A 23,032-nucleotide genomic window follows, 5' to 3' on the forward strand; every position below is an offset into this window, starting at 1 on the left:
ACAATATATTTTGATTTGCTTCTTATTCCAAATTAATCAGTCGTTATTCCTGTTGCTCCTGCTGCCCGCAACGCCCTGCCCCGACTCGCCGAATTCAAGCTGCGCCAGTGCCTGACGCAGGGTGTCGCGCAGGCGTTCCAGGGTCTGCGGCTCGCGGCTGGCGCCGAGTTGCGCCGCTTTGGCTGCCAGCTGTTCGATGGGGTCGGCAGGGGGCAACCCGAGGTGTTCAGGCAGCACTTCAGGTCCGTGGCTGACCAACAGGGCAAAGTGGATGACGTTTTCCAGCTCGCGGGTATTACCGGGCCAGTCATACCCTTCCAGCACCAACTGTGCCGCTTCGCTCAGCAAAGGAACAGGCCGGTCGAGTCGCGCGCTGTAGATGCCTACGAAGTATTCGGCAAGCGGCAGGATGTCACCGACCCGCGCGCGCAGCGCTGGCAGTTGCAGCTCGCCCTCATGCAAATAGTGATACAGCCGCTCGTTGAACAGGCCAGCGCGCACCGCATCGGCAAGGTCGATGCTCGACGCCGCCACCAGCCGCACATCCACCGCCTGCGGGCGCTGCGCGCCAACGCGGGTGACCTCGCGGTTTTCCAGGGCGGCGAGCAACTTGCCCTGAATCGCCAGCGGCAGGTCGGCGATTTCATCCAGATACAACGTGCCGCCGTTGGCCGAGCCGAACCAGCCGGCGCGGCCACTGGCCGTGCCGCCATGGCTGCCGGCGCTGTAGCCGAACAGCTCGGCATCGGCATAGGTCGGGCTGATCGCCGCGCAGTTGACTGAAACGAACAGCCCTGCCCGGTCGCTGGCCCGGTGGATCTGCCGCGCCAACAGCTCCTTGCCACTGCCGGTCTCACCGCGAATCAGCACCGGCAAAGGCTGCGGCGCCAGGCGTTCGAGCTGGTAACGCAGTTGCTGCGAGCGCGGGTCGACGAACACCAGCGCCTTGGCGCGAATGCTCAGCGGGCTTTTGTCCAGTTCGGGAAAGGTCAGCAGTGGCTGGCCGAAGGTGTTGTGGAACGGCATGTGAACTCCCACCACGGCGTCGGTGGCCCTGGCGTGTACGGGGAAAACGGTGATGGCAGAGGCGCGTCAGGCGCGGCGCAGGCTGCGCTGTTCGGCCCGGCCCTGCAATCGATAGAGGTAGGCGAAGCCCTGTTCCCAGCACTCGTGCCCGGACTTGACGTTGATGTGCCCGGCGCTGGCCAACAAGCCCACCTCGGCACCCCAGTCCTGGGCCAGGCACATCGCCCGTGGCACGCTGACGGCTGGGTCGTTATCGGAACTCACCACATGGGTGGCGAACGGCAGGCGCTGCCTTGGAATCGGTGCGAAGTTGCGCAGCGCAGCGGCGCAGCCAGGGCGCTCGACGTCGGCAGGCGCCACCAGCAATGCCGCGCGCACCCGGCGCAGCAGGGTCGGGCTGGCCTGTGCGGCCCAGTGCGCCACGGTGACGCAACCCAGGCTATGGGCTACCAGAATCACCGGCGAGCGCTCGGCGGAGATCGCCTGCTCCAGCGCCGACACCCAGTCCTCGCGCTGCGGGGTGAACCAGTCGAGTTGCTCGACCCGCGCGCTGTTAGGCAGGGTACGCTGCCAGTGACTCTGCCAATGGTTGTCTGGCGATCCTTGCCAGCCCGGCACGATCAGATAGCGGATCGACTCATTGCGCATGGGTACGCCTCCCTAACGTATGCATTGATGTGGCCGATTATAAAGGTGGTGATATATGCGTAAAGGAATAAGAAGCTATTTGTTAATAACCATAAATCCAGATCAAAAAAGGGCCGACCTCTGCCAAGAGACCGACCCTCCAAGCCCTGCCTGATTCCACTCAACGCGCAGTGATCACTGCCAGCTTGCTGATTCCCGCCCGCTCGATCGCCGCCATCGCCCGCGCCACTTCGCCGTAATTCACGCCATCATCGGCCTGCAGTTGCACGCGCACCTCCGGGTCGTCGAGCTTGGCGCGCTTGAGCCGTGCTTCCAGGCCGTCGGCGGGCAGTTCATCCTTGTTGATGAACAGCGCGCCCGAGCCATCGATGCTGACCACCAGCGGGTCTTTCTGCTCGACCGGCGCCACCGCCTCGGTCTTGGGCAGGTTGATGGGAATGGCGTTGGTCAGCAGCGGCGCGGTGACGATGAACACCACCAGTAGCACCAGCATGACGTCCACCAGCGGGGTGACGTTGATTTCACTGAGGACTTCGTCACTGTCCTGGGTCGAAAAAGCCATGTCAGGACGCCTCCTTCACGGCTACGGCTGGGCCGGCCTGGTGCTTGTGCAAGGCTGGGTGCAGCAGCACGCGGAACGCACTCTTCTGCGCCAGGCTGTAGAAGTCGTGGGCGAAATCATCGAGGTCGGCGGTGGTCAGCTTGAGCCGGCGCAGGAAATAGTTGTAGACCAGCACTGCCGGCACGGCGACGGCGATGCCGACCCCGGTGGCCACCAGCGCAGCGCCGATTGGTCCTGCCACGGTTTCAAGGCTGGCCGAGCCTGCCGCGCTGATACCCTTGAGCGCCTCCATGATGCCCCACACGGTGCCGAACAGGCCGATGAACGGCGACGTGGTACCGATACTGGCAACCACCGCCAGGCCGCTTTCCAGTGAGCGTCGTTCCCGCACAATCTGTTGGCGCAAGGCGCGCTCAAGGCGGTCCTGGTGATTGATGGCGTGGCTCAGGTCGCTGGCCTGGCCGGGCTCGGCCACGGCGATGGCTGCGTAACCTGCCTGGGCAACCCGTGCGGCGGGGCCTGGCTGTGTCTGGCTGAACTCAGCCGCAGAATCGAGGCTGGAGGCGGCCCAGAAATGGCTGTGGAAACGTTTGTCCTGACGTTTCAGGCGTATGAACTGCGTGATCTTGATCAGCGCCAGCGCCCAGGTGGCAACAGAGAAACCAACCAGCAGCCAGATGACTGCACTTTCAACGGATTCGAGGGGGGATGCCAACACGCTCATGATGGGGTCTTCCTATGTTCGGTCGATGGACGCCGGTTAACGAAGTTTGAAATCGATCGGGACGCTGACCCAGCCCGCCTGAGCCACGTCGCCCTGCTTGGCCGGCACGAAGCTCCAGCGCTTGACCGCGGCGATGGCGGCAGCGTCCAGGGCATCGCGGCCACTGCTTTTCTGCAGCTGAATCTGTCCGGGTTTGCCGCTGGGCAACACCTCCACGCGAAGCAGCACGGTGCCTTCCCAGCCCCGACGCTGGGCCAGCTGCGGATATTCGGGTGCCGGATTCTTCAGGTAGGCGGCATTGGCCGAAGGCGGAGTGACCGGTGCCGGTTTCGGCGCCGGCTGTGCGGGAGCAGCCGCAGGTGCTGGCGGCGGTGCCTGCACCGGCTCTGGCTGCGGCTTGGGCACGGGCTTGGCGACTGGCTTGGGCAACGGTTTGGGCTTGGGTACCGGCTTGGGCGCAGGCTTGGCAGCCAGTTCATCCACCACCGGCGGTGGCGGTGGCTCGACCACTGGCGGAGCAGGCGCGGGCGGCGGCGGTTCGACCACCGGTGGCGCCGGGGCGGCGAACTCGATGGTCATCGGCGGAATCTGCGGGGGCACCACCGGCAGCGCCGGCGTCGGCGCCTGGCTGATCCAGTAGGCAGCCGCGCCATGCAGTGCCACTACCAGCAAACCCAGCAGCAGCTTGTCGCGGCCCTTGAGGCCGCTGAACGGCGTGCGTTGTAGACGTAGTTGAGCCAGCGGCACGCGTAGCGTGCGTCCAAGCTCGACCAGATCACCCGGCGCCGGGCGCCATGGCAGGTCGTAAGCCTTGACGGCCGTCTGGACATTACCCATTGATCGAGCTCCTGGGGGCGTTGATTCGAAACAGCGTGCCTTGGGGCATGCTGTGAACGAATCATCGTCAGCAGGGCTTATCGCATAAAGTAATGTTTAAAATTAAAGTTATAACTAAAGCTGATATTTAGCGTGATCGCAGCGCCCGAAGTCGCGGATTTTCAGGGCTGGAAAGCAAAGCCATTGCATGGCATGCCTGAGCGGCATTGAAAATATACCTGACAGGCATCGTTCGGCCGCCAGCCGCTTGCCCCCTTGGAAACGAAAAAGCCGCCCATGGGGGCGGCTTTCGGTCAGCGGTAATGGCTTACAGCTGAGGACCTGCGGCAACGATGGCCTCGGACACTTCGAATTTCTTGAAGTTTTCCGTGAACAGTTTGGCCAGGCCTTTGGCGGCTTCGTCGTAAGCGGCTTTGTCAGCCCAGGTGTTGCGCGGGTTGAGCAGCTCGGTGTCGACGCCCGGAACGGCTTTTGGCACATCCAGGTTGATGGTGGCGACGTGCTCGGTTTCAGCGCCGATCAGCGCACCGCTCTGGATCGCCGCGATCACCGCACGGGTGGTCGGGATGTTGAAGCGCTTGCCGACGCCGTAGCCACCGCCGGTCCAGCCGGTGTTGACCAGATACACCTTGGAGCCGAAGGCGTTGATACGCTTGATCAGCAGCTCGGCGTACTCGCCTGCCGGACGCGGGAAGAACGGCGCGCCGAAGCAGGTCGAGAAGGTCGACTTGATGCCGCTGCCCGAGCCCATTTCGGTGGAGCCGACCAGTGCGGTGTAGCCGGACAGGAAGTGGTAGGCCGCCTGCTCGTTGTTCAGGATCGACACCGGAGGCAGTACGCCAGTCAGGTCGCAGGTCAGGAAGATCACGGCATTGGGTTCGCCGCCCAGGTTCTTTTCGGAACGCTTGGCGACGTGCTCCAGCGGGTAGGCCGCCCGGCTGTTCTGGGTCAGACTGACGTCGCTGTAGTCGGCATGTTTGGCGTCATCGATGATGACGTTTTCCAGTACCGAACCATGCTTGATCGCTTTCCAGATGACCGGCTCGTTCTTCTCGGACAGGTCGATGCACTTGGCATAGCAACCACCTTCCATGTTGAACACCACGCCCTCGCCCCAGCCGTGCTCGTCGTCACCGATCAGGTAACGGCTTTCGTCGGCCGACAGGGTGGTCTTGCCGGTGCCGGACAGGCCGAAGAACAGGGTCACGTCGCCGTCTTCACCGATGTTGGCGGCGCAGTGCATCGGCAGTACGTCGGCGGCCGGCAGCAGGAAGTTCTGCACCGAGAACATGGCTTTTTTCATTTCACCGGCGTAACGCATGCCGGCGATGAGCACTTTCTTCTGCGCGAAGTTGATGATCACGCAACCATCGGAGTTGGTGCCGTCACGCTCGGGCTCACACACGAAGTTGGCGACGTTGAGCACTTGCCACTCGCCACGGCCAGCCGGGTTGTACTGTTCGGGATTGATGAACAGGCAACGGCCGAACAGGTTCTGCCAAGCGGTCTGGGTGGTCATCTTGACGGGCAGGTAGTGCGCGTCGGCAGCCCCTACGTGGACGTAGGAAACGAAGTGATCCTGGGCATCGTTGAAGGCTTGCACGCGGTCCCACAGGGCATCGAACTTGTCGGCCGGGAACTTGCGGTTGATCGGGCCCCAGGCGATGGCGTCCTGGGTGGTAGGTTCTTCGACGATGAAACGGTCAGCCGGCGAACGGCCAGTACGGTGGCCGGTCTCGACAACCAGTGCACCTGTATCGGCCAGCACGCCTTCACCGCGGGACAGCGCTTGTTTTACCAGTTCATCGACGCTCAGGTCTTTGTACACGGTGTTGTTGGCTTGCGTCATGAGAGATCCTCATCCGGCCCGAGGCCGAGTGCTCCAAACGATTTGTAGTGGTCGGAATAAAACTACTACAGCGAAAAAAGTGGCCGGATTATGCCAGAAAAGCCCAAAAAAAGTAGGCCCCTCCTGTCAGAACTGCGGATTTGCGCAATTCGGCAGGAGAATATCTTGGGCTTAAACGTTTCAGTGGCGAGTTTCTGAAGGCGCGTCCGTTCCACCGCCGTTGAACAGTTGTTCAACATCGCTGGCATCGAATAAGTACCGCTCGTTACAGAACTGGCAATCGATCTCGATCTGCCCATCACACTCGTCCACCAGGGCCTTGGCATCGGCTTCGCCAAGACTGACAAGCGCATTGCCGGATCGTTCGCGAGAGCAACTGCAATGGAATCGCAGCGGGTTGCCGTCGAACAGGCGCACGGCATCTTCGTGGTAGAGGCGGTGCAACAGCGTTTCGTTGTCCTGCGCCCATTCTTCTGCCTTGAGTGTGCTGGCCAGAGCCAGGACGTGCTGCCAACTTTCCTCGCGCTCATCCGCGTCGGTCTCGCGATCGGCCGGCAGTTGCTGCAACAGCAGGCCCCGGGCCTTGCCATCGGTGGCATCGAGCCAGAACCGCGTGTTGAGCTGCTGCGACTGAAGGAAGTAGTTGGTGAAGCATTGCGCCAGGTCGGCGCCATCGAGATCGACCGTACCCTGATAACGCTGGCCCTTGACCGGGTCGATGGTCAGGGTCAGATGGCCATCAGGCATCAGCTCGGCCAAGGTCGCATCGGCAGCGATCTGCTCGGCCTCGTAACGGGCCATGCCACGGATCTCGCGATCACCCGAGCATTCCACCATCAGTAGAGGAATCGGCCCCTGGGAGCGTGCCTGCAGAATCAGAAGGCCGTCGAACTTGAGAGCGCCGACCAGCAAAGCAGTGGCCGCCATCAGTTCACCGAGCAATGTCGCTACCGGGGCCGGATAGGGATGCCGGGCCAGGACCTCGGCATAGCTGTGTTCAAGCGACACCCACTCGCCGCGGACATCGCGGTCGTCGAAGATGAAGCGTTGAGTGAAATCTGTATCAGGCAAGTCGCTCATAGGTTCTGGCTATCTGAAAATAATGACAAAATGATATTCGGGAAATGAAAGCCCGCTGCCGAGTGCGGTCTGACGCACTCAAATTTCGCTGGTGATAAAGGTATCTTATGGACAATCAACCCTTGTTCCAAGCCAGGTGGGCTTGGGGACCGCTGGCGGTGTGCACCTTGCTGCCCATCGGCCTGCTGTGTTTCTGGTTATGGCCTATTGGCCATCAACTGTGTCTGACTTTCGACGAGTGGTTGTTCCACACCCTCAACGCGCCCCTGTCCGAAAGCACCACATGGCGCTATATCTGGACTGTCGGCAGCCTGCGGCCATTCGACATTGTCGTCGGCCTGATCATGCTCGGGTTGCTAATTCGCGGGAACTGGGTGTTCAGCGCATTCCAGGTGCGCGCCGCATTCTTCGGCTTTCTGGTCACGCTGCTGCTGTTAGTGGTGATTCGCGCGGTGTTTTCCAAGTGGGTGGACGCCATGGGCTGGCAACACTCCAGTCCATCGATGAACTTCGCCAGCGCCATTCACCTCAGCGACTACTACCCCCATCTCGAGCAATCGTGGGAACTGAAGGACCGCTCCAGCAAGAGTTTCCCAGGCGACCACGCCTCGGTACTGCTGATCTGGGCGTTGTTCATGAGCCTGTTCAGCCGCCGGACCTGGCAGCACGTGGTGATCTGGAGCCTGGCAGTGATCTTCATGCTGCCACGCCTGGTGGCCGGCGCCCACTGGGGCCAGGACGACTACATCGGCGGGTTGCTGATGGCGATTCTGGCGCTGGGCTGGAGCTGCTACACGCCCATGGCGGCAAAGGCCAGCGACGCCCTGGTACGCTGGACCACGCCGCTATTCACCCTGTTGCAGAAACTGCCGCTGATCAACCGCATGAGCATCGTGCGCCGCGCCTGATCGTTCCGGGGCCTGTTTCGCTCAGCCGAAGTGGCCATGCAGTTGATGGATCTGCCGTCGCTGCTTCTTGTTCGGTCGGCCATCGGTGGTGACACCGGTGGCACCGGCCTTGCGCAACTGGGCAGCCTGCTCGCGGCGACGGATGCTGTCTTCGGTTTCCTCATACAGCAGTTGTGCCTCGGGCGCCCCGCGGCGCACGGCGGACAGCGCCTTGACCACCACGGTCTTTTCATCGAAGCCCATGCGCAGCACGAAGCTGTCGCCCACGCGCGGCTCCTTGCCCGGTTTGCAGCGTTCGCCGCGGCAATGCACCTTGCCGCTCTCGATCGCTGCCTTGGCCAGCGCCCGGGTTTTATAGAAACGTGCTGCCCATAGCCATTTATCCAGGCGGACCTTGTCGTCATCTTCGCCTTTGGCGGTCATCCCGATTCCTCGAATTCAGTCGTTCACGGAACTGTACTACCTTCACTGGCGGATGCAAAAAGTCCGCGTGGTGCTTACAGTTCACCCCCTTATCCACAAGGCGCGTTATGTGAAGACATTTGACCATCTGAGTGTGATCGGCCTGCGCGAATGGGTCGCCCTGCCCGGCCTGGGCGTTGCCAACCTGCGCGCCAAGATCGACACCGGCGCCAGCACCTCCAGCCTGCACGCCACCGAGATCGAACCGTTCGAGCGCGACGGCGAGCCCTGGGTACGGTTCATCGCGCATCTAGGCAGCCTCAAGCAGTTGCGCGATCACCCGTGCGAAGCACCGCTGGTAAGCATGCGCCTGATCAGAAGCTCCAACGGCCACGAGCAGATGCGTTACGTCATTCGCACGTCCCTGGCATTGGGCGACCGGCTTTGGGAGGTGGAATTCACCCTCGCCTGCCGCAAGCGCATGCGATATCGCCTTTTGATTGGCTCGAAAGCGTTGGTTCACGGTCAACTGGTAGTGAACCCAGGTTTGAAATACGTTCAGGACAAGCCGGCCTACCCGGCAACTACCTTTCCTGCCACAGGTGCCGCATGAAGATCGCCGTGCTGTCGCGCAATCCGCGTCTGTATTCAACCCGCCGTCTGGTCGAGGCCGGTACCCAACGTGGTCATGAAGTCGTCGTCATCGATACCCTTCGGGCCTACATGAACATCGCCAGCCACAAGCCGCAGATCCACTACCGCGGCAAACCGTTGCAAGGGTTCGATGCGGTGATTCCACGGATCGGCGCCTCGGTGACCTTCTACGGCTGCGCCGTGTTGCGCCAGTTCGAAATGATGGGTGTCTACCCGCTCAACGAATCGGTGGCCATCGCCCGCTCGCGCGACAAGCTGCGCTCGCTGCAGTTGCTGTCGCGGCGTGGCATCGGTCTGCCGGTCACAGGTTTCGCCCACTCCCCAGACGACATCCCCGACCTGATCCAGATGGTCAACGGCGCGCCCCTGGTGATCAAGGTACTGGAGGGCACCCAAGGCATCGGCGTGGTGCTGTGCGAGACCACCAAGGCGGCCGAGTCGGTGATCGAGGCGTTCATGGGCCTGAAACAGAACATCATGGTCCAGGAATACATCAAGGAAGCCGGCGGGGCGGACATCCGTTGTTTCGTGGTCGGCGACAAGGTCATCGCCTCGATGAAGCGTCAGGCCAAGCCCGGCGAGTTTCGCTCCAACCTGCACCGCGGCGGCGTGGCCAGCCTGATCAAGATCACCCCGGAAGAACGCATGACGGCCATTCGCGCGGCCAAGGTCATGGGCCTGAGCGTGGCCGGGGTCGACATTCTGCGCTCCAATCACGGCCCGCTGGTGATGGAGGTGAATTCCTCGCCGGGCCTTGAGGGCATCGAGGTGACCACCGGCAAGGACGTGGCCGGAATGATCATCGAGCATCTGGAAAAGAACGGCGGCCCGAACCAGACCCGCACCAAGGGCAAAGGCTGACGACCCGTCAGGCACGCTGCGCCGCCCAGGCGCAGCAACTGCCCTGCACTCAGACCGCGTTGCGCGGCAACAGCAGCCCCAGCGGCAACCGCACCCGGGCTTCGATCCCGCCACCTGAACGATTGCGCAGCTCGACGTTGCCGCCGTGCTGGGCTGCGATGCGCTTGACGATCGCCAGGCCCAGGCCGGTGCCCTTGCCGCCACGGGCGCGGTCGCCACGAATGAACGGGTTGAAGATGCTTTGCAGCTCCGACTCGTCGATGCCGGCGCCACGGTCGAGCACACTGAGCACCACGTAGGGCGCGCTGTGGTCGCCCGACACATAGGCCGCCACTTCCACCGCCTGTCCGCCATGATGCAAGGCGTTACCGATCAGGTTGCCGAGCATGCGCTTGAGCGACACCCGCCGCAGCGGGAAGGGCGGGATCGGCTCGAGGCACAGGCGCACCTGTTCCTCGGGCTGGTTGTACGGGGCCACCACTTCACGAATCAGGTGATTGAGGTCGACCTCCTCCACAGGCTCGTCACGCCCATCGCGAATGAAGGCGAGGAACTGGTCGAGAATGGCGTCCATGTCTTCGATGTCGCGGACCATGTCGTCGGTGAGGTCGTGTTCCGCGTCCATCAACGACAACGACAGCCGCAGGCGCGTGAGCGGTGTGCGCAAGTCGTGGGAAACTCCGGCGAGCATCAGTTCCCGCTCGCGCCCGGCTTGCTCGACGTCTTCGGCCATCTGGTTGAACGAGCGATACACCTCGGTCATCTCGCTCGGGGTATCGCTGATCGGCAGGCGCACACTGCGGCCCTGGCCCAATTGCCGTGCGGCGAATACCAGGCGCTTGAGCGGTTGGTTCAGCTGACGCACGAAAATCCACGCCGAGGCCGTGGACAGCAGGCCGATGGCGAGGAACCAGCCCAAGACGTTCCAGATCTTCTGACCGCGCAACGGGTGCGGATAGAGCGGCACTTTCAGCCAGCCCGGCCCCAGGCTTGGCGCGTTGACCCACAGCGCCGGTGGCGCATGGATACGCAGACGCACTTCGGTGTCTTCGCCCAGCTCGGCCTGCATCTGGCGTTGATAGATTTCGCTGTAGGGCCAGTGCTGCTCGCCTTCCGGCACGCCGGCGCCGGTGACGCGGATCAGCCCGGCTGCCTCGGCGATCTGATCACGGTTTTCTTCATCGGCGGCCCAGTACGCGCGTAGCGTCAGGGCCACACCGTGGCTGTACTGACGGTCGACCAGCACATCCTCGTTCATCAGCAGGTAGACCAGGGTCAACGCCTTGGAGAACAGCACGACGATCAGCACCAGCCAGAGGGTGCGAGAGAAGAAGCTTTGCGGGAACCAGAGAGGCGTTTTCATCGGACCAACTGCTGAATGACAGGGGCGCAGCGATGCCGCTGGCCCAACGCGAACGCAAACAGGGCGATCACCGAGGATCGCCCTGCTGCATCAGGGAGCGCCCGCGAACGGGGCTTCATTTACTGGCGTTGCCGTCCGGTACGAACACGTAGCCGACGCCCCACACCGTCTGGATGTAGCGCGGCTTGGAAGGGTCGGGCTCGATCATGCGCCGCAGGCGGGAAATCTGGACGTCGATGGAGCGCTCCAAGGCATCCCACTCGCGACCCCGGGCCAGGTTCATCAGCTTGTCGCGGGTCATCGGCTCGCGGGCATGCATGACCAGTGCCTTGAGCACGGCGAACTCGCCGGTGGTGAGCATGTGCACCTCGTTGCCGCGCTTGAGCTCACGGGTCGCCAGCGACAACTCGTAGTCGCCAAAGGTGACGGTTTCGTCTTCGCTGCCCGGGGCGCCGGGAACGCTCGGCGATTGCCGGCGCAGCACGGCCTTGACCCGCGCCACCAGTTCGTCGGGGTTGAAGGGCTTGGCCAGGTAATCGTCCGCGCCCAGCTCCAGGCCCTTGATGCGGCTGAGCTCATCGCCCTTGGCGGTGAGCATGATGATAGGGATCTGGTTGTTCGCGGCGCGCAGCCGACGGCAGGCCGACAGTCCATCTTCGCCAGGGAGCATGAGATCGAGCACGACCAGGTTGAACACCTCGCGCGCCAGCAGGCGATCCATCTGTTCGACATTGGGCACGGCGCGGGCACGGTAGCCCTTGCTGGTGAAGAAACGCTCAAGCAGGTTGCTCAGCCCCGGATCGTCATCGACGATGAGAATCTTTTCGCCTTCAGCGTTGTTTGCAGTGCCACTCATGAATAGCTCCTCTGATGTCGGCCGGCATTATGGCGTAGCCGCTGTAGCCCGTGCCGTGTGCATTGTTAGCAGATTTTTCCCGGGGCGCCACTTCCCACCTGCGCAGGTGGCCGGGGGCCATCACCGCAAGCCGGATGCGATGCGTATAATCCCCGGCCTTGACCGAGCAGCGCCGGGCTTGCCGCCCGCCCGCGGCCTCACGCATTCACCCATTGTCAGGTAGTTCTCATGGACAGCATCAACAGCCGTATCGCCGAGGAACTGGGCGTTCGCCCGCAGCAGGTCGCGGCGGCCGTAGCCTTGTTGGACGAAGGCTCGACGGTGCCCTTCATCGCCCGTTACCGCAAAGAGGTCACCGGCAGCTTGGACGACACCCAACTGCGCCACCTCGACGAGCGCCTGCGCTACCTGCGCGAACTCGACGAGCGCCGCGCGAGCATCCTCGCCAGCATCCAGGAACAGGGCAAGCTGACCCCGGAGCTGACCCGCGACATCCAGCTCGCCGACACCAAGACCCGCCTCGAAGACCTCTACCTGCCGTACAAACAAAAGCGCCGCACCAAGGGTCAGATCGCCCTGGAAGCCGGCCTCGGCGAGTTGGCCGATGCCCTGTTCGGCGATCCGCAGTTGGCGCCGGAAACCGAGGCCGCACGCTTCGTCGATGCCGACAAGGGCGTGGCCGACGTCAAGGCTGCGCTGGAAGGTGCCAAGTACATCCTCATGGAGCGCTTCGCCGAAGACGCCAGCCTGCTCGAGAAACTGCGCACCTTCCTCAAGCACGAAGCGGTGCTCAGTGCCCGACTGGTGCCGGGCAAGGAAGAGGAAGGCGCCAAGTTCCGCGACTACTTCGCCCATGACGAACTGCTGCGCAGCGTGCCGTCGCACCGCGCCCTGGCGATCTTCCGCGGCCGCAACGAAGGCATGCTCAGCGCGTCCTTGAAGGTCGGCGAAGAGCTGCCCGGCACTCTGCACCCGTGCGAGCAGATGATCGGCGAACACGTCGGCATCGAGAACCGTGGCCGCGCCGCCGACAAGTGGCTGGGCGAGGTGGTGCGCTGGACCTGGAAGGTCAAGCTCTACACCCACCTGGAAACCGACCTGCTCGGCGAACTGCGTGACAGCGCCGAGAGCGAGGCGATCAACGTCTTCGCGCACAACCTGCACGACCTGCTGCTGGCCGCCCCCGCCGGCCCGCGCACCACCCTGGGCCTGGACCCGGGCCTGCGCACCGGCTGCAAGGTGGCGGTGGTCGATGCCACCGGCAAGCTGCTCGACACCGCCACCGTATACCCGCACGCGCCGCGCAACGACTGGGATCGCACCCTGGCCGTGCTGGCCGCGCTGTGCGCCAAGCACTCGGTGGAACTGATCGCCATCGGCAACGGCACCGCCAGCCGCGAGACCGACAAGCTGGCCGCCGACCTGATCAAGCAGTACCCCGCGCTGAAGATGACCAAGGTCATGGTCTCGGAAGCCGGCGCCTCGGTGTACTCGGCCTCCGAGCTGGCCGCCCGCGAATTCCCTGATCTGGACGTGTCGATTCGTGGCGCGGTGTCGATCGCCCGCCGCCTGCAGGATCCGTTGGCCGAACTGGTGAAGATCGAGCCAAAATCCATTGGCGTTGGCCAGTACCAGCACGACGTGTCGCAGGTGAAGCTGGCGCGCGGCCTGGACGCAGTAGTGGAAGACTGCGTGAACGCCGTCGGTGTCGACGTCAACACCGCGTCGGTGGCGCTGCTCACGCGCATCTCCGGCCTAAACGCCACCCTGGCGCAGAACATTGTCGCCCACCGCGACGCCAACGGCCCGTTCGCCACCCGTGCGGCGCTGAAGAAAGTCAGCCGCCTGGGCGAAAAAACCTTCGAGCAAGCCGCAGGCTTCCTGCGCGTGATGAACGGCGACAACCCGCTGGACGCTTCGGCCGTACACCCGGAAGCCTACCCGCTGGTGCAGCGCATCGCGGCCGGCACCGAGCGCGACATCCGCTCGCTGATCGGCGACAGCGGCTTCCTCAAGCGCCTCGACCCCAAGCGCTTCACCGACGAAACCTTCGGCCTGCCAACGGTCACCGACATCCTCCAGGAGCTGGACAAACCCGGTCGCGACCCGCGTCCCGAGTTCAAGACCGCGACCTTCCAGGATGGCGTCGAAGACCTCAAGGACCTGGAACCTGGCATGATCCTCGAAGGCGTGGTGACCAACGTCACCAACTTCGGTGCGTTCGTCGACATCGGTGTCCATCAGGATGGTCTGGTGCACATCTCGGCGCTGTCGGAGAAGTTCGTCAAGGATCCGCGTGAAGCGGTCAAGGCCGGTGACGTGGTGAAGGTCAAGGTGATGGAGGTGGATATCCCGCGCAAACGGGTCGGCCTGTCCATGCGCATGAGCGATACCCCAGGCGAGAAGGTCGACGGCCAGCGTGGCGGCGGCCGTGGCGCCGGGGGCAATCGTCCGGCGCAGGCACCGCGCCCGCGCGAAACTGCCGCGCCAGCGCCGGCCAACAATGCCATGGCGGCACTGTTCGCCAATGCTCGCCAGTTGAAGAAGAAGTGAGCGTGATGCCCTGATACCGTTCGTTCAGGCAATACCCAGTGGGGCTGCTTCGCAGCCCGACACTGGCACGCTCGAGGGCGACATGGCAGTCCAGCAATGTCCAAGGAACCTTCTCCCCGGTCTAGCTCACCAATTGGTATCTGCGGTATTTTCCATACTGCTGTGGCACTGCTGGAACCGCGTAAACCAGGCGACCACGCCAGTTCCTTTTTTCCTACCCTTGTAGACCGTCACTTCCACCCCCATATTGGGGCGACTGACGCGTGAAGGAATACATCTTGAGCGACCTCCTCAACAGCCGCCTGAGCCTGCTCAGCGCCAATCTTCCCCTGCTCGCGCAGTGTCTGCATGGCATTGAACGTGAATGCCTTCGTGTGACCGCCGAAGGTCGCCTGGCCCAGACCCCGCATCCGCACACGCTGGGCTCGGCACTGACCAACGAGCAGATCACCACTGACTATTCCGAATCGCTGCTGGAGTTCATCACTCCGGCGCTGACCGACCCGGCCCAGGTGCTGGAAAACCTCGAAGACATCCATCGTTTCGTCTACACCGGTCTTGGCGACGAGTACCTGTGGAGCCCGTCGATGCCGTGCGCATTGCCGGCCGAGGAAGACATTCCCATCGCCGAGTACGGCACCTCGAACATCGGCAAGCTCAAGCACGTGTACCGCAAGGGCCTGGCCCTGCGTTACGGACGCACCATGCAATGCATCGCCGGCATTCACTACAATTTTTCCCTGCCTGAAGCCCTGTGGCCGCTGCTGCGTGCCGCCGAGGGCAGCCAGGAAAGCGACCGCGACTTTCAGTCCCGAACCTACATCGGACTGATCCGCAACTTCCGCCGCTACAGCTGGTTGCTGATGTACCTGTTCGGCGCCTCGCCAGCACTGGATGCGGGCTTCCTGCGCGGCCGTGCGCACCAGCTCGAACAGCTCGATGCCACCACCCTGTACCTGCCCTACGCCACCAGCCTGCGCATGAGCGACCTGGGTTACCAGAGCAATGCCCAGGCCGGCCTGACGCCCTGCTACAACGACCTGCAGAGCTACACCGACAGTTTGCGCAAAGCGGTGGCAACGCCCTACCCGGCCTATGTCGAAGTGGGTACGCACAAAGACGGCGAATGGGTGCAGCTCAACACCAACGTGCTGCAGATCGAAAACGAGTACTACTCCAACATTCGCCCCAAGCGCGTCACGTACACCGGCGAACGGCCGATCCAGGCGCTGGTCGCCCGGGGCGTGCAGTATGTCGAAGTGCGCTGCCTGGACATCAACCCGTACCTGCCCGTGGGCATCGATCTGCCGCAGTCGCGTTTCCTCGATGCCTTCCTGCTGCTCTGCGCCCTGGACGACAGTCCACAGCTGGACAATGCCGAGTGCCGCCAGTGCAGCGACAACTTCCTCAGTGTGGTCAAGGAAGGCCGGCGCCCGGGTCTGGAACTGAGTCGCAATGGCCAGGCGATCCCCCTCACCACCTGGGCCAACGAACTGCTGGAACGAATCAGGCCGTTCGCCGAGTTACTCGACCAGGCCAACGCCAGCGACGAGCACGTCAACGCACTGGGCGCGCAGCAAGCCAAGGTCGACGATCCGTCACAGACCCCGTCGGCACGGGTGCTGGCCAGCATGCAGCAGCACAACGAAAGCTTCGCCGCATTCTCCATGCGCCAAAGCCTGGCCCACGCCGAGACCCTGCGCAGCCAGCCATTGTCCAGCGAGCGGCAACAGGCGTTCGAGGCCATGGCGCGAAAGTCGCTGGACGAGCAGACTCGCCTCGAACAGCAGGAAGTGGGTGATTTCGACCTGTTCGTCGGTGCCTACCAGGCCAGCATCCTGGCCATCAGTACCTGATGAGCCGCGCGCTCGTCCCGCGTCGGCCGCGCGCCAGCAGCCAGGCGCGGATCGCAGCGATCCTCGCCGCCGCCCGCGCCCTGCTGCCCGAGCAGGGCGTGGCCGGGCTGTCGATCTACAGCGTGGCTGAACGCGCACAGATTCCGCCGTCGTCGGTCTATCACTTCTTCGCCAGCGTCCCGGCGCTGCTCGAAGCGCTGACCGGCGACATCCACCACGCCTTCCGCCAGGCGCTGCTGGCGCCCATCGACAGCAGCACCTTGCACACCTGGCATGACCTGGCGCGCCTGCTCGAACAGCGCATGCTGGCGGTGTATCACCACGATGCCGCGGCCCGTCAGTTGATTCTCGCCCAGCACGGGCTCAACGAGGTGAGCCAGGCCGACCGAAAGCACGATCTCGAACTGGACAAGCTGCTGCACCAGCTGTTCGAACAGCATTTCCAGTTGCCGGCCCTGCCTGACGATGTCGAGGTATTCGCCCTGGCGCTGGCGTTGAGCGACCGTGTCTATGCCCGCTCGATCCAGCAGCACGAGGTAATTACCCCGCGCATGGCCGAGGAAGGCATGCGCGTGTTCGAGGCGTATCTGGGGATGTATCTGCCGGTGTATCTGCAAAAGAACGCGGCGGTTTGAGCGTCGCGGTCCATCGCGGCTTGTGCGCTCCTACAGATTGACCCCGTAGGAGCGGCGTGAGCCGCGAATGGCCCTTCAGAACTGATAACTCACCGTCGCATTCACGTTGCGCTCTTCGCCCATGTAGCAAAAGCTCAGGCTCGCACACGACGCCACATAGGATTCGTTGGTCAGGTTGTTGGCATTGACCCGCACATCCACGCCCTTGAGCCCCACCTTGCCCAGGTCATAGCCCACCGAGGCGTCGAACAGCGTGTACGACGGCACCTTCATGGTGTTCTCGGCATCGGCCCAGCTGTAGCCGACGTAACGCACGCCACCGCCCACCCGCAGGCCATCCAGCGCACCGCTGTCGAACGCGTAGTCACCCCACAGCGACGCCATGTGCTTGGGCGCCTGAGTCGGTGAGTTGCTTTTGTTGTCGATGACATTGCCTGGTGTGCTCAAGGTGCTCGGCATCGACTTCGAATACTCGATGTCAGTCAGGGTGTAGCTGCCCAGCAGCTTGAAGTTGTCGGTCAGCTGCAGGTGCGCTTCGAGCTCCAGGCCCTGCGAGCGCACCGCGCCGACGGGCCGGTAGAAGTTCTCCTGGGGCAGTTTGGAGGCGAGGTTTTCCTGCTCGATGTGGAACACCGAAGCGGTGAACAGATTGTCCGTGCCCGGCGGCTGGTACTTGAGGCCGGCCTCCAACTGGGTGCCGTCGGTGGGCGCCAGCGGGTTGCCGGCGCTGTCGGAATAGGAGTTGGGGTTGAACGACTGCGAATAGCTCAGGTACGGCGCAATGCCGTTTTCGAACAGATACAGCACGCCGGCACGGCCGGTGGTCTTGGTGCGTTTGTCTTCGATCTCGGTGCCTTGCGGGCGCGCGGCCTCGGCGATGCGGTTTTCGTCCGAGGTGGTGACCCAATCGTGGCGCAGGCCCAGCGAGAAACGCCATTGATCCCACTCGATCAAGTCCTGGGCATACACCCCGGTTTGCTCCAGGCGCCGCAGGTAGCTGGTGGGGCTGTAGTAGTCGATCGCATCGTTGCCGTAGGCCGGATCGAAGGCATCGAGCGGGGCCACGGCGCCGCTGGTCCAGTCGACCACGGTCTTACGCCGCTGGTAGTCAGCGCCCAGCAGCAGCGTGTGCTTGGCGCTGCCGGTGAAGACGTCGGCTTGCAGCATGTTGTCGATGATGAAGGCATGCAGGCGCTCGTCGCCGCCGGTGTAGTAGCGGTTCAGCTGGTTGCTGGTCGGTGTGGTCCAGCCATAGCTGTAGATCTGGTCGATGTTGACCTTCGAGTCCTGGTAGCGGAAGTTCTGGCGCGCGGTGAAGACATCATTGATGCGATGTTCGAACTGGTAGCTGAACGACTTCTGATCGCGGCTATAGCCGTCGACATCCGGCTCGCCGTCGAAGAAGTGCTCGGAAATACGTCGGCCATTGCGCTTGTGCAGGGCGCCATCCGCCGGCACGCCGCCGTGATAGCCGCCTTCGGGATCGTGCTGCAGATAGGCCTGCAGGGTAAGCGAGGTGTCTTCGGAAAAGTCGATGCTGACCGTCGGCGAAATGACGTAGCGCTTTTCTTCGGCATGATCGAATTGTGTATCGGATTTGTCCGCCAGGCCGATCAGCCGGTAAGCGATGCGTTTGTCGTCATCGACCGGCCCGCTGAAATCGAAGCCCACGCCACGTTGACCCTGGGTGCCGACGGTTGCCTGGATCTGGTGATAAGGCGTGTACAGCGGTTTCTTGCTGGTCAGCGCCACCAGGCCACCGGGAGAGCTGCGGCCGTAGAGCACTGACGAAGGGCCTTTGAGAATATCCACGCGTTCGAGGAAGTACGGGTCGACCTGCATGGTGCTGAAGGTGCCACTGTCGCCCATCGACTTCAGGCCGTCGAGGTAGATGTTATCCACAGCGCCGTCATTGAAGCCGCGCATGGCGACGTAGTCGTAGCGGTGGGTGGCACCATAGGGGTTGGTCAGCACGCCGGGGGTGTAACGCATGGCCTGGGCGACGGTCTGCGCGCCCTGGTCGTCCATCTGCTGACGGGTCACCACCGACACCGACTGTGAGGTTTCCAGCAATGCGGTACTGGTCTTGGTCGCGATCTGGCTGTGCGACGCGTTGTAGCCTTCGGTGCTGCCCAGGGCGTTGCCCAAGGTGAAGCTGCGGATGTCGGTTGCCGACAACGACAACGCCTCGGTTTCAGCGCTGCGCACCACGTAACTTCCGCTGTCGGTGGCCACCGCCTGCAAGCCACTGGCACCCAGCAGCATCGCCAACCCTTGCTCGACCGAGTATTGGCCCTGCAAACCGGCAGACTGCACGCCGGCCGTCTGCTGGGGCGTGACCGACAGGGTGATGCCAGCCTGACGGGCGAACTGGTTCAGTGCTTCGCCCAGCGGAGCTGGTGCAATGGTGTAGGCGCGAGTGCTGGCGGCTACCGCTGCGGTTTCCTCGGCCAGGCTCAGCATGGGCAAAGCGGTGATGCCCAACGCAGTGGTCAAGGTCGCGAGCCTGATCGCGCTGCCTAGCCGGGTGCGTGGTGCACGAACGCAAGCGACGGACGAATGCGCGAGAAAAGGAGTCAGTTGCCGGGTCATCGGGGGCTTCCATGGAAGAAGGGGTTGAAGAGGGAATTGCTCTTTAGCCGCACGACCTCGGGAAACCCGCCAAAAAATCACGCCTGTCGTCGCAGGGTCACCCACCAGCGTGTGCGGTAATCGACCTGCACGGGCAACGTCCGTGGCAGCACGGCCAGCAGCTTGTCGGTGTCTTGCAGGCGAAACACCCCGGAAAGCCGCAAGTCGGCGATATCGTCACTGCACGCCACACGCCCCCGGCGATAACGCGCCACTTCCGCGAGGAAGTCGCGCAGGCGCATGCCGCGGGTGACGATCAGCCCGTCGATCCATGCGCTGGCGTCCATGTCCGGGTCAGGCACCAGGTGTGCCTGGATCGCGCTGACCCGATAGTCCTGGCCGGCGCGTGCCTGCACCGGCTGACCCTTCATAGGCCGCACCAGCACTTCACCCGCGATCACGCTCAGGCGGGTCTGGCGCTCGTCGCGGCGCACCACGAAGCGCCCGGCCAGGGTTTCGAACACGCCGTGACCGCTGTGAACCTGCAGAAGCGACCGGCCTTCACCAGGCTGCGAGGTCGCGGTATCCAGCAGAATTTCCCCACGGGTTAGGGTGATCGATCGGCGCCCCTCACCGACAGCGTGGTTCACCGCGCTGTCGGTGTTCAGTTGCAGCGAGGTGCCATCGGCCAGGTGGAAACTGCCACGCTGGGCAATGCCGGTGGCGTAGTCGGCGCGCCACTGCTGCATGGGTGCCACGTCGCGGGCGAACCAGGCGGCCGAGCCCACTACCGCCACGCTCGACAACAGCTTCAAGGCCTGGCGCCGGTGCAGGCGTTGTTGGCTCTGCTCCAGCGCTTCGATCGCCAGACCGGATGCAGGCAGCGCGGCGAACTGCTGACTCAATTCGCCAGTGAGCGCCTGCACCTGTTGCCAGGCACGCTCATGCTCGGCAGCGTGGGTTCGCCAGCGCTGGCACTGCTCGTACAAGGCGGTGTCGCAGGGGTGAACCTGCAAGCGCAACGACCATTCGATGGCTTGCCTGACCACCGCCTCGCAAGGCAGCTGCCGCGCCTGTGCGCCGCTCACGCGCCGTATCGCAACAGGTAGCAGTGGTACAGCGCATCGGCGACGTAGCGCTCGACCGAGCGCAGCGAAATGCCCATGCGCGCAGCGACCTGCGGATGGCTCAAGCCCTCGCATTGCGCCAGCAGAAAGGCCTGGCGGACCTTGGGTTTCAAGCCGTCGAGCATCCGCGCGATACGCTCGAGCAATTCAAAAACCAACTCGCGGGATTCAGGTGAAGGCGATTCCAGGTCAGGACGCTGGGCCAGCGCTTCCAGATAGGCCCGCTCGATTTCGCCGCGCCGCCAGTGATCGATGACCAGACCCTTGGCCACCGTGCGCAGAAACGCCCGCGGGGTTTTCAGTTCGAGCCGCTCGCGGCGGTTGAGCAGGCGAACGAACGTTTCCTGAACCAGATCGGCCGCGTCCGCGGCATTGCCCAGCCTGCCGTGCAACCAGGCATGCAGCCAACGGTGATGGTCGAGGTAGAGCGTAGTCACGCCGTGGTTGTGAGAGGGCATAGAGCGCGTCCGGACGCAGCGTAAATGATAACCGGTCGCATTGTGAGCAAGTGGTGGGGGATTTGCAATTGGGCTGGGTAACTCTGGATGCCGGCCAGGGGCTAGCGCACTGATCGGCGCTTCCCTTGGTTGGACATCCGTCCACTTTTGGGGCGCAGATCAGTAGCGCAAGCAACCCTGCCAGGCATTACAACTTGGCGATCGACACCTCGGTCGATTTGACGAAGGCAATCACTTCACTGCCCACCTGCAATTCCAGCTCGCGCACCGAGCGGGTGGTGATGACTGACGTGACGACGCCTGAGGCGGTCTGCACATCGATTTCCGACAACACCGGGCCTTCGAGGATTTCTTTCACGGTGCCTTTGAACTGGTTACGGACGTTGATCGCTTTGATGGTCATGGCTATTTCCTTCGAGAGTGGTTGGATGCGGTACTTCAGGGTTTCAGGGTTCAGTGCGCCCAACGCAGTTGCGTAGGCAGGGGTGCTACAGGGTCGGGTTCGGGCTGGGCGCCCGGCACCGACATGACACGGTTGAGCACTTCGCTTTCCAGCGCCGCCAGGCGGTGTGAACCGCGTGCGCGGGGCCTGGGCAGATCGACTTCCAGGTCGAGGCCGATTTCGCCGTCTTCGATGAGGATGACCCGGTCGGCCACCGCCACCGCTTCGCTGACATCGTGGGTCACCAGCAGGACGGTGAAACCGTGCTGGCGCCAGAGTCGCTCGATCAGTTGTTGCATCTCGATGCGGGTCAGCGCATCGAGCGCGCCTAGGGGTTCGTCGAGCAGCAGCAGGCGCGGTTCGTGGATCAGCGCACGGGCCAGCGCTACGCGCTGTTTCTGCCCGCCCGACAATGCCGCTGGCCACTCGTTGGCGCGGTCGATCAGACCGACCGCATCCAGCGCCTGCAACGCCTGTTCACGCCAGTTGCCCGACAGGCCCAGGCCGACGTTGTCGATGACTTTCTTCCACGGCAGCAGCCGGGCGTCCTGGAACATCAGGCGGGTTTCCTCGCGGGCATCGGCCAGAGGCGCCGCGCCAGCCAGCAACTGACCCTGGCTGGGCAGGTCGAGGCCGGCCAGCAGGCGCAGCAAGGTGCTCTTGCCGCAGCCACTGCGCCCGACGATAGCGACGAACTGCCCCGCCGGAATGTGCAGGTCGATGCCGCGCAGTACCTCGCGCTTGCCGAAGGTCTTGCGCAGGTCGCGGGTCGCCAGCGGGATGCCGCGCAGCAGGTGCGGGGGTTGTTGCTTGAGCACGGTCATGCGCCCTCCTTCTTCGCCACTTGGTAGGCCGGGTGCCAGCGCAGCCAGGCGCGCTCCAGCCCCCGTGCGGCCAGGTCGGCCAGTTTGCCGAGCACCGCGTACAGCACGATTGCCAGCACTACCACGTCGGTTTGCAGAAATTCCCGGGCGTTCATCGCCAGGTAGCCAATGCCGGCATTGGCGGAAATGGTTTCGGCGACGATCAGGGTCAGCCACATGAAGCCCAGGGCGAAGCGCACACCGACCAGAATCGATGGCAGGGCGCCGGGCAGGATCACCTGGCGGAACAGGGCAAAGCCCGACAGCCCGTAGCTGCGCGCCATCTCCACCAGCGCCGGGTCGACGTTGCGGATGCCGTGGTAGGTGTTCAGGTAGATCGGGAACAAGGTGCCCAGGGCGACCAGGAAAATCTTCGCCGACTCATCGATGCCGAACCACAGAATCACCAGCGGAATCAACGCCAGGTGCGGCACGTTGCGGATCATCTGCACCGAGCTGTCGAGCAGACGCTCACCCCAGTTCGACAGCCCGGTGATGAAGCCCAGCACCAGGCCGATGCTGCCGCCGATGGCGAAGCCGAGGCCTGCGCGCCAGCCGCTGATCGCCAGGTGCGTCCAGATTTCGCCACTGCGCACCAGCTCGACGCCGGCACTGATGACCGCGCTGGGCGCCGGCAGAATGCGCGTGGACAGCCAGCCGGCGCTGACCGCCAGTTGCCACAGTGCCAGCAGCAGAACCGGCAAGGCCCAGGGCGCCAGGCGCTTGGCCAGGGTGTTGGAAGATGTCGTACTCATGA

General features: G+C 63.5%; 22 protein-coding genes. 6 read left to right on the forward strand and 16 right to left on the reverse strand.

Annotated elements, in window-relative coordinates; all coding sequences use genetic code 11:
• Window positions 1–36: 36 nt before the first annotated feature.
• The 7 genes from LK03_RS04930 to hslO form a co-directional block, all read right to left on the reverse strand.
• Window positions 37–1,026, reverse strand: a complete 990-nt coding sequence (locus LK03_RS04930) for a sigma 54-interacting transcriptional regulator (protein WP_049870429.1) — start codon at window positions 1,024–1,026, stop codon at window positions 37–39.
• A gap of 66 nt (window positions 1,027–1,092) precedes the next feature.
• Window positions 1,093–1,674: an alpha/beta hydrolase gene (locus LK03_RS04935; RefSeq protein WP_038411330.1), complete on the reverse strand. Its 582-nt coding sequence runs from the start codon at window positions 1,672–1,674 to the stop codon at window positions 1,093–1,095.
• Between the two features lie 160 nt (window positions 1,675–1,834).
• On the reverse strand, window positions 1,835–2,236 hold the full coding sequence (locus LK03_RS04940) for an ExbD/TolR family protein (protein WP_038411331.1): 402 nt from the start codon (window positions 2,234–2,236) through the stop codon (window positions 1,835–1,837).
• Between the two features lies 1 nt (window position 2,237).
• Complete coding sequence (locus tag LK03_RS04945) at window positions 2,238–2,960, reverse strand: MotA/TolQ/ExbB proton channel family protein (RefSeq protein WP_038411332.1); 723 nt, start codon at window positions 2,958–2,960, stop codon at window positions 2,238–2,240.
• A 36-nt stretch (window positions 2,961–2,996) separates the two neighbouring features.
• The gene (locus LK03_RS04950; protein ID WP_038411333.1) at window positions 2,997–3,797 is read right to left on the reverse strand and encodes an energy transducer TonB; all 801 of its coding nucleotides are present in this window, start codon (window positions 3,795–3,797) and stop codon (window positions 2,997–2,999) included.
• 307 nt (window positions 3,798–4,104) lie between these two features.
• Window positions 4,105–5,646: a phosphoenolpyruvate carboxykinase gene (locus tag LK03_RS04955; RefSeq protein WP_038411334.1), complete on the reverse strand. Its 1,542-nt coding sequence runs from the start codon at window positions 5,644–5,646 to the stop codon at window positions 4,105–4,107.
• Window positions 5,647–5,826: 180 nt separating this feature from the next.
• Complete coding sequence (gene hslO / locus LK03_RS04960) at window positions 5,827–6,726, reverse strand: Hsp33 family molecular chaperone HslO (protein WP_038411335.1); 900 nt, start codon at window positions 6,724–6,726, stop codon at window positions 5,827–5,829.
• Between the two features lie 107 nt (window positions 6,727–6,833).
• On the opposite strand from hslO, the gene LK03_RS04965 reads away from it, so the two are divergent.
• Window positions 6,834–7,634 carry a phosphatase PAP2 family protein gene (locus tag LK03_RS04965; RefSeq protein ID WP_038411336.1) on the forward strand — a complete coding sequence of 267 codons (801 nt, stop codon included), beginning with the start codon at window positions 6,834–6,836 and terminating at the stop codon, window positions 7,632–7,634.
• Between the two features lie 21 nt (window positions 7,635–7,655).
• On the opposite strand, the gene LK03_RS04970 is transcribed toward LK03_RS04965, so the two are convergent.
• The gene (locus LK03_RS04970; protein WP_038411337.1) at window positions 7,656–8,057 is read right to left on the reverse strand and encodes an RNA-binding S4 domain-containing protein; all 402 of its coding nucleotides are present in this window, start codon (window positions 8,055–8,057) and stop codon (window positions 7,656–7,658) included.
• A gap of 109 nt (window positions 8,058–8,166) precedes the next feature.
• On the opposite strand from LK03_RS04970, the gene LK03_RS04975 reads away from it, so the two are divergent.
• Window positions 8,167–8,649 (forward strand): ATP-dependent zinc protease family protein, encoded by a 483-nt coding sequence (locus LK03_RS04975; RefSeq protein ID WP_038411338.1) that lies wholly within the window; start codon window positions 8,167–8,169, stop codon window positions 8,647–8,649.
• Window positions 8,646–9,551, forward strand: a complete 906-nt coding sequence (gene rimK / locus LK03_RS04980; RefSeq protein WP_028693270.1) for a 30S ribosomal protein S6--L-glutamate ligase — start codon at window positions 8,646–8,648, stop codon at window positions 9,549–9,551. The genes LK03_RS04975 and rimK overlap by 4 nt, the downstream gene beginning before the upstream one ends.
• Window positions 9,552–9,600: 49 nt before the next feature.
• Here the strand turns inward: rimK and LK03_RS04985 are convergent, their stop codons facing one another.
• Both LK03_RS04985 and ompR read right to left on the reverse strand, forming a co-directional pair.
• On the reverse strand, window positions 9,601–10,914 hold the full coding sequence (locus LK03_RS04985; RefSeq protein ID WP_028693269.1) for an ATP-binding protein: 1,314 nt from the start codon (window positions 10,912–10,914) through the stop codon (window positions 9,601–9,603).
• Window positions 10,915–11,029: 115 nt separating this feature from the next.
• A complete protein-coding gene (gene ompR, locus LK03_RS04990; protein ID WP_038411339.1) occupies window positions 11,030–11,770 on the reverse strand; it encodes an osmolarity response regulator transcription factor OmpR in 741 nt (246 codons plus the stop codon).
• A 228-nt stretch (window positions 11,771–11,998) separates the two neighbouring features.
• On the opposite strand from ompR, the gene LK03_RS04995 reads away from it, so the two are divergent.
• The 3 genes from LK03_RS04995 (at window position 11,999) to LK03_RS05005 (ending at window position 16,814) form a co-directional block, all read left to right on the forward strand.
• Complete coding sequence (locus LK03_RS04995; RefSeq protein ID WP_038411340.1) at window positions 11,999–14,323, forward strand: Tex family protein; 2,325 nt, start codon at window positions 11,999–12,001, stop codon at window positions 14,321–14,323.
• 263 nt (window positions 14,324–14,586) lie between these two features.
• Window positions 14,587–16,179 (forward strand): glutamate--cysteine ligase, encoded by a 1,593-nt coding sequence (gene gshA / locus LK03_RS05000; protein WP_038411341.1) that lies wholly within the window; start codon window positions 14,587–14,589, stop codon window positions 16,177–16,179.
• On the forward strand, window positions 16,179–16,814 hold the full coding sequence (locus tag LK03_RS05005) for a TetR/AcrR family transcriptional regulator (RefSeq protein WP_038411342.1): 636 nt from the start codon (window positions 16,179–16,181) through the stop codon (window positions 16,812–16,814). Before gshA ends, LK03_RS05005 begins: the two co-directional genes overlap by 1 nt.
• Window positions 16,815–16,889: 75 nt before the next feature.
• Here the strand turns inward: LK03_RS05005 and LK03_RS05010 are convergent, their stop codons facing one another.
• The 6 genes from LK03_RS05010 to ssuC form a co-directional block, all read right to left on the reverse strand.
• Window positions 16,890–19,277: a TonB-dependent siderophore receptor gene (locus LK03_RS05010; protein WP_038414613.1), complete on the reverse strand. Its 2,388-nt coding sequence runs from the start codon at window positions 19,275–19,277 to the stop codon at window positions 16,890–16,892.
• 206 nt (window positions 19,278–19,483) lie between these two features.
• Entirely contained in the window at window positions 19,484–20,473 is a 990-nt protein-coding gene (locus LK03_RS05015; protein ID WP_049870430.1) for a FecR domain-containing protein, read from the reverse strand.
• On the reverse strand, window positions 20,470–20,970 hold the full coding sequence (locus LK03_RS05020) for a sigma-70 family RNA polymerase sigma factor (protein WP_038411343.1): 501 nt from the start codon (window positions 20,968–20,970) through the stop codon (window positions 20,470–20,472). Before LK03_RS05020 ends, LK03_RS05015 begins: the two co-directional genes overlap by 4 nt.
• 187 nt (window positions 20,971–21,157) lie before the next feature.
• Window positions 21,158–21,373, reverse strand: coding sequence for a TOBE domain-containing protein (locus tag LK03_RS05025; RefSeq protein ID WP_027595183.1), 216 nt, complete (start codon window positions 21,371–21,373; stop codon window positions 21,158–21,160).
• 50 nt (window positions 21,374–21,423) lie between these two features.
• Window positions 21,424–22,236 (reverse strand): aliphatic sulfonates ABC transporter ATP-binding protein, encoded by an 813-nt coding sequence (ssuB, locus tag LK03_RS05030; RefSeq protein ID WP_038411344.1) that lies wholly within the window; start codon window positions 22,234–22,236, stop codon window positions 21,424–21,426.
• The gene (ssuC, locus tag LK03_RS05035) at window positions 22,233–23,030 is read right to left on the reverse strand and encodes an aliphatic sulfonate ABC transporter permease SsuC (RefSeq protein ID WP_028693260.1); all 798 of its coding nucleotides are present in this window, start codon (window positions 23,028–23,030) and stop codon (window positions 22,233–22,235) included. Before ssuC ends, ssuB begins: the two co-directional genes overlap by 4 nt.
• Window positions 23,031–23,032 lie beyond the last annotated feature (2 nt).

This window comes from Pseudomonas cremoricolorata, assembly GCF_000759535.1.
Classification (GTDB): domain Bacteria; phylum Pseudomonadota; class Gammaproteobacteria; order Pseudomonadales; family Pseudomonadaceae; genus Aquipseudomonas; species Aquipseudomonas cremoricolorata_A.

Bases quoted from the DNA above. Each gene is read 5' to 3' on its own strand.
- LK03_RS04930 (WP_049870429.1), bottom strand. From the start codon at position 1,026: ATGCCGTTCCACAACACCTTCGGCCAGCCACTGCTGACCTTTCCCGAA.
- LK03_RS04935 (WP_038411330.1), bottom strand. From the start codon at position 1,674: ATGCGCAATGAGTCGATCCGCTATCTGATCGTGCCGGGCTGGCAAGGA.
- LK03_RS04940 (WP_038411331.1), bottom strand. From the start codon at position 2,236: ATGGCTTTTTCGACCCAGGACAGTGACGAAGTCCTCAGTGAAATCAAC.
- LK03_RS04945 (WP_038411332.1), bottom strand. From the start codon at position 2,960: ATGAGCGTGTTGGCATCCCCCCTCGAATCCGTTGAAAGTGCAGTCATC.
- LK03_RS04950 (WP_038411333.1), bottom strand. From the start codon at position 3,797: ATGGGTAATGTCCAGACGGCCGTCAAGGCTTACGACCTGCCATGGCGC.
- LK03_RS04955 (WP_038411334.1), bottom strand. From the start codon at position 5,646: ATGACGCAAGCCAACAACACCGTGTACAAAGACCTGAGCGTCGATGAA.
- hslO (WP_038411335.1), bottom strand. From the start codon at position 6,726: ATGAGCGACTTGCCTGATACAGATTTCACTCAACGCTTCATCTTCGAC.
- LK03_RS04965 (WP_038411336.1), top strand. From the start codon at position 6,834: ATGGACAATCAACCCTTGTTCCAAGCCAGGTGGGCTTGGGGACCGCTG.
- LK03_RS04970 (WP_038411337.1), bottom strand. From the start codon at position 8,057: ATGACCGCCAAAGGCGAAGATGACGACAAGGTCCGCCTGGATAAATGG.
- rimK (WP_028693270.1), top strand. From the start codon at position 8,646: ATGAAGATCGCCGTGCTGTCGCGCAATCCGCGTCTGTATTCAACCCGC.
- LK03_RS04985 (WP_028693269.1), bottom strand. From the start codon at position 10,914: ATGAAAACGCCTCTCTGGTTCCCGCAAAGCTTCTTCTCTCGCACCCTC.
- ompR (WP_038411339.1), bottom strand. From the start codon at position 11,770: ATGAGTGGCACTGCAAACAACGCTGAAGGCGAAAAGATTCTCATCGTC.
- LK03_RS04995 (WP_038411340.1), top strand. From the start codon at position 11,999: ATGGACAGCATCAACAGCCGTATCGCCGAGGAACTGGGCGTTCGCCCG.
- LK03_RS05005 (WP_038411342.1), top strand. From the start codon at position 16,179: ATGAGCCGCGCGCTCGTCCCGCGTCGGCCGCGCGCCAGCAGCCAGGCG.
- LK03_RS05010 (WP_038414613.1), bottom strand. From the start codon at position 19,277: ATGCTGAGCCTGGCCGAGGAAACCGCAGCGGTAGCCGCCAGCACTCGC.
- LK03_RS05020 (WP_038411343.1), bottom strand. From the start codon at position 20,970: ATGCCCTCTCACAACCACGGCGTGACTACGCTCTACCTCGACCATCAC.
- LK03_RS05025 (WP_027595183.1), bottom strand. From the start codon at position 21,373: ATGACCATCAAAGCGATCAACGTCCGTAACCAGTTCAAAGGCACCGTG.
- ssuB (WP_038411344.1), bottom strand. From the start codon at position 22,236: ATGACCGTGCTCAAGCAACAACCCCCGCACCTGCTGCGCGGCATCCCG.
- ssuC (WP_028693260.1), bottom strand. From the start codon at position 23,030: ATGAGTACGACATCTTCCAACACCCTGGCCAAGCGCCTGGCGCCCTGG.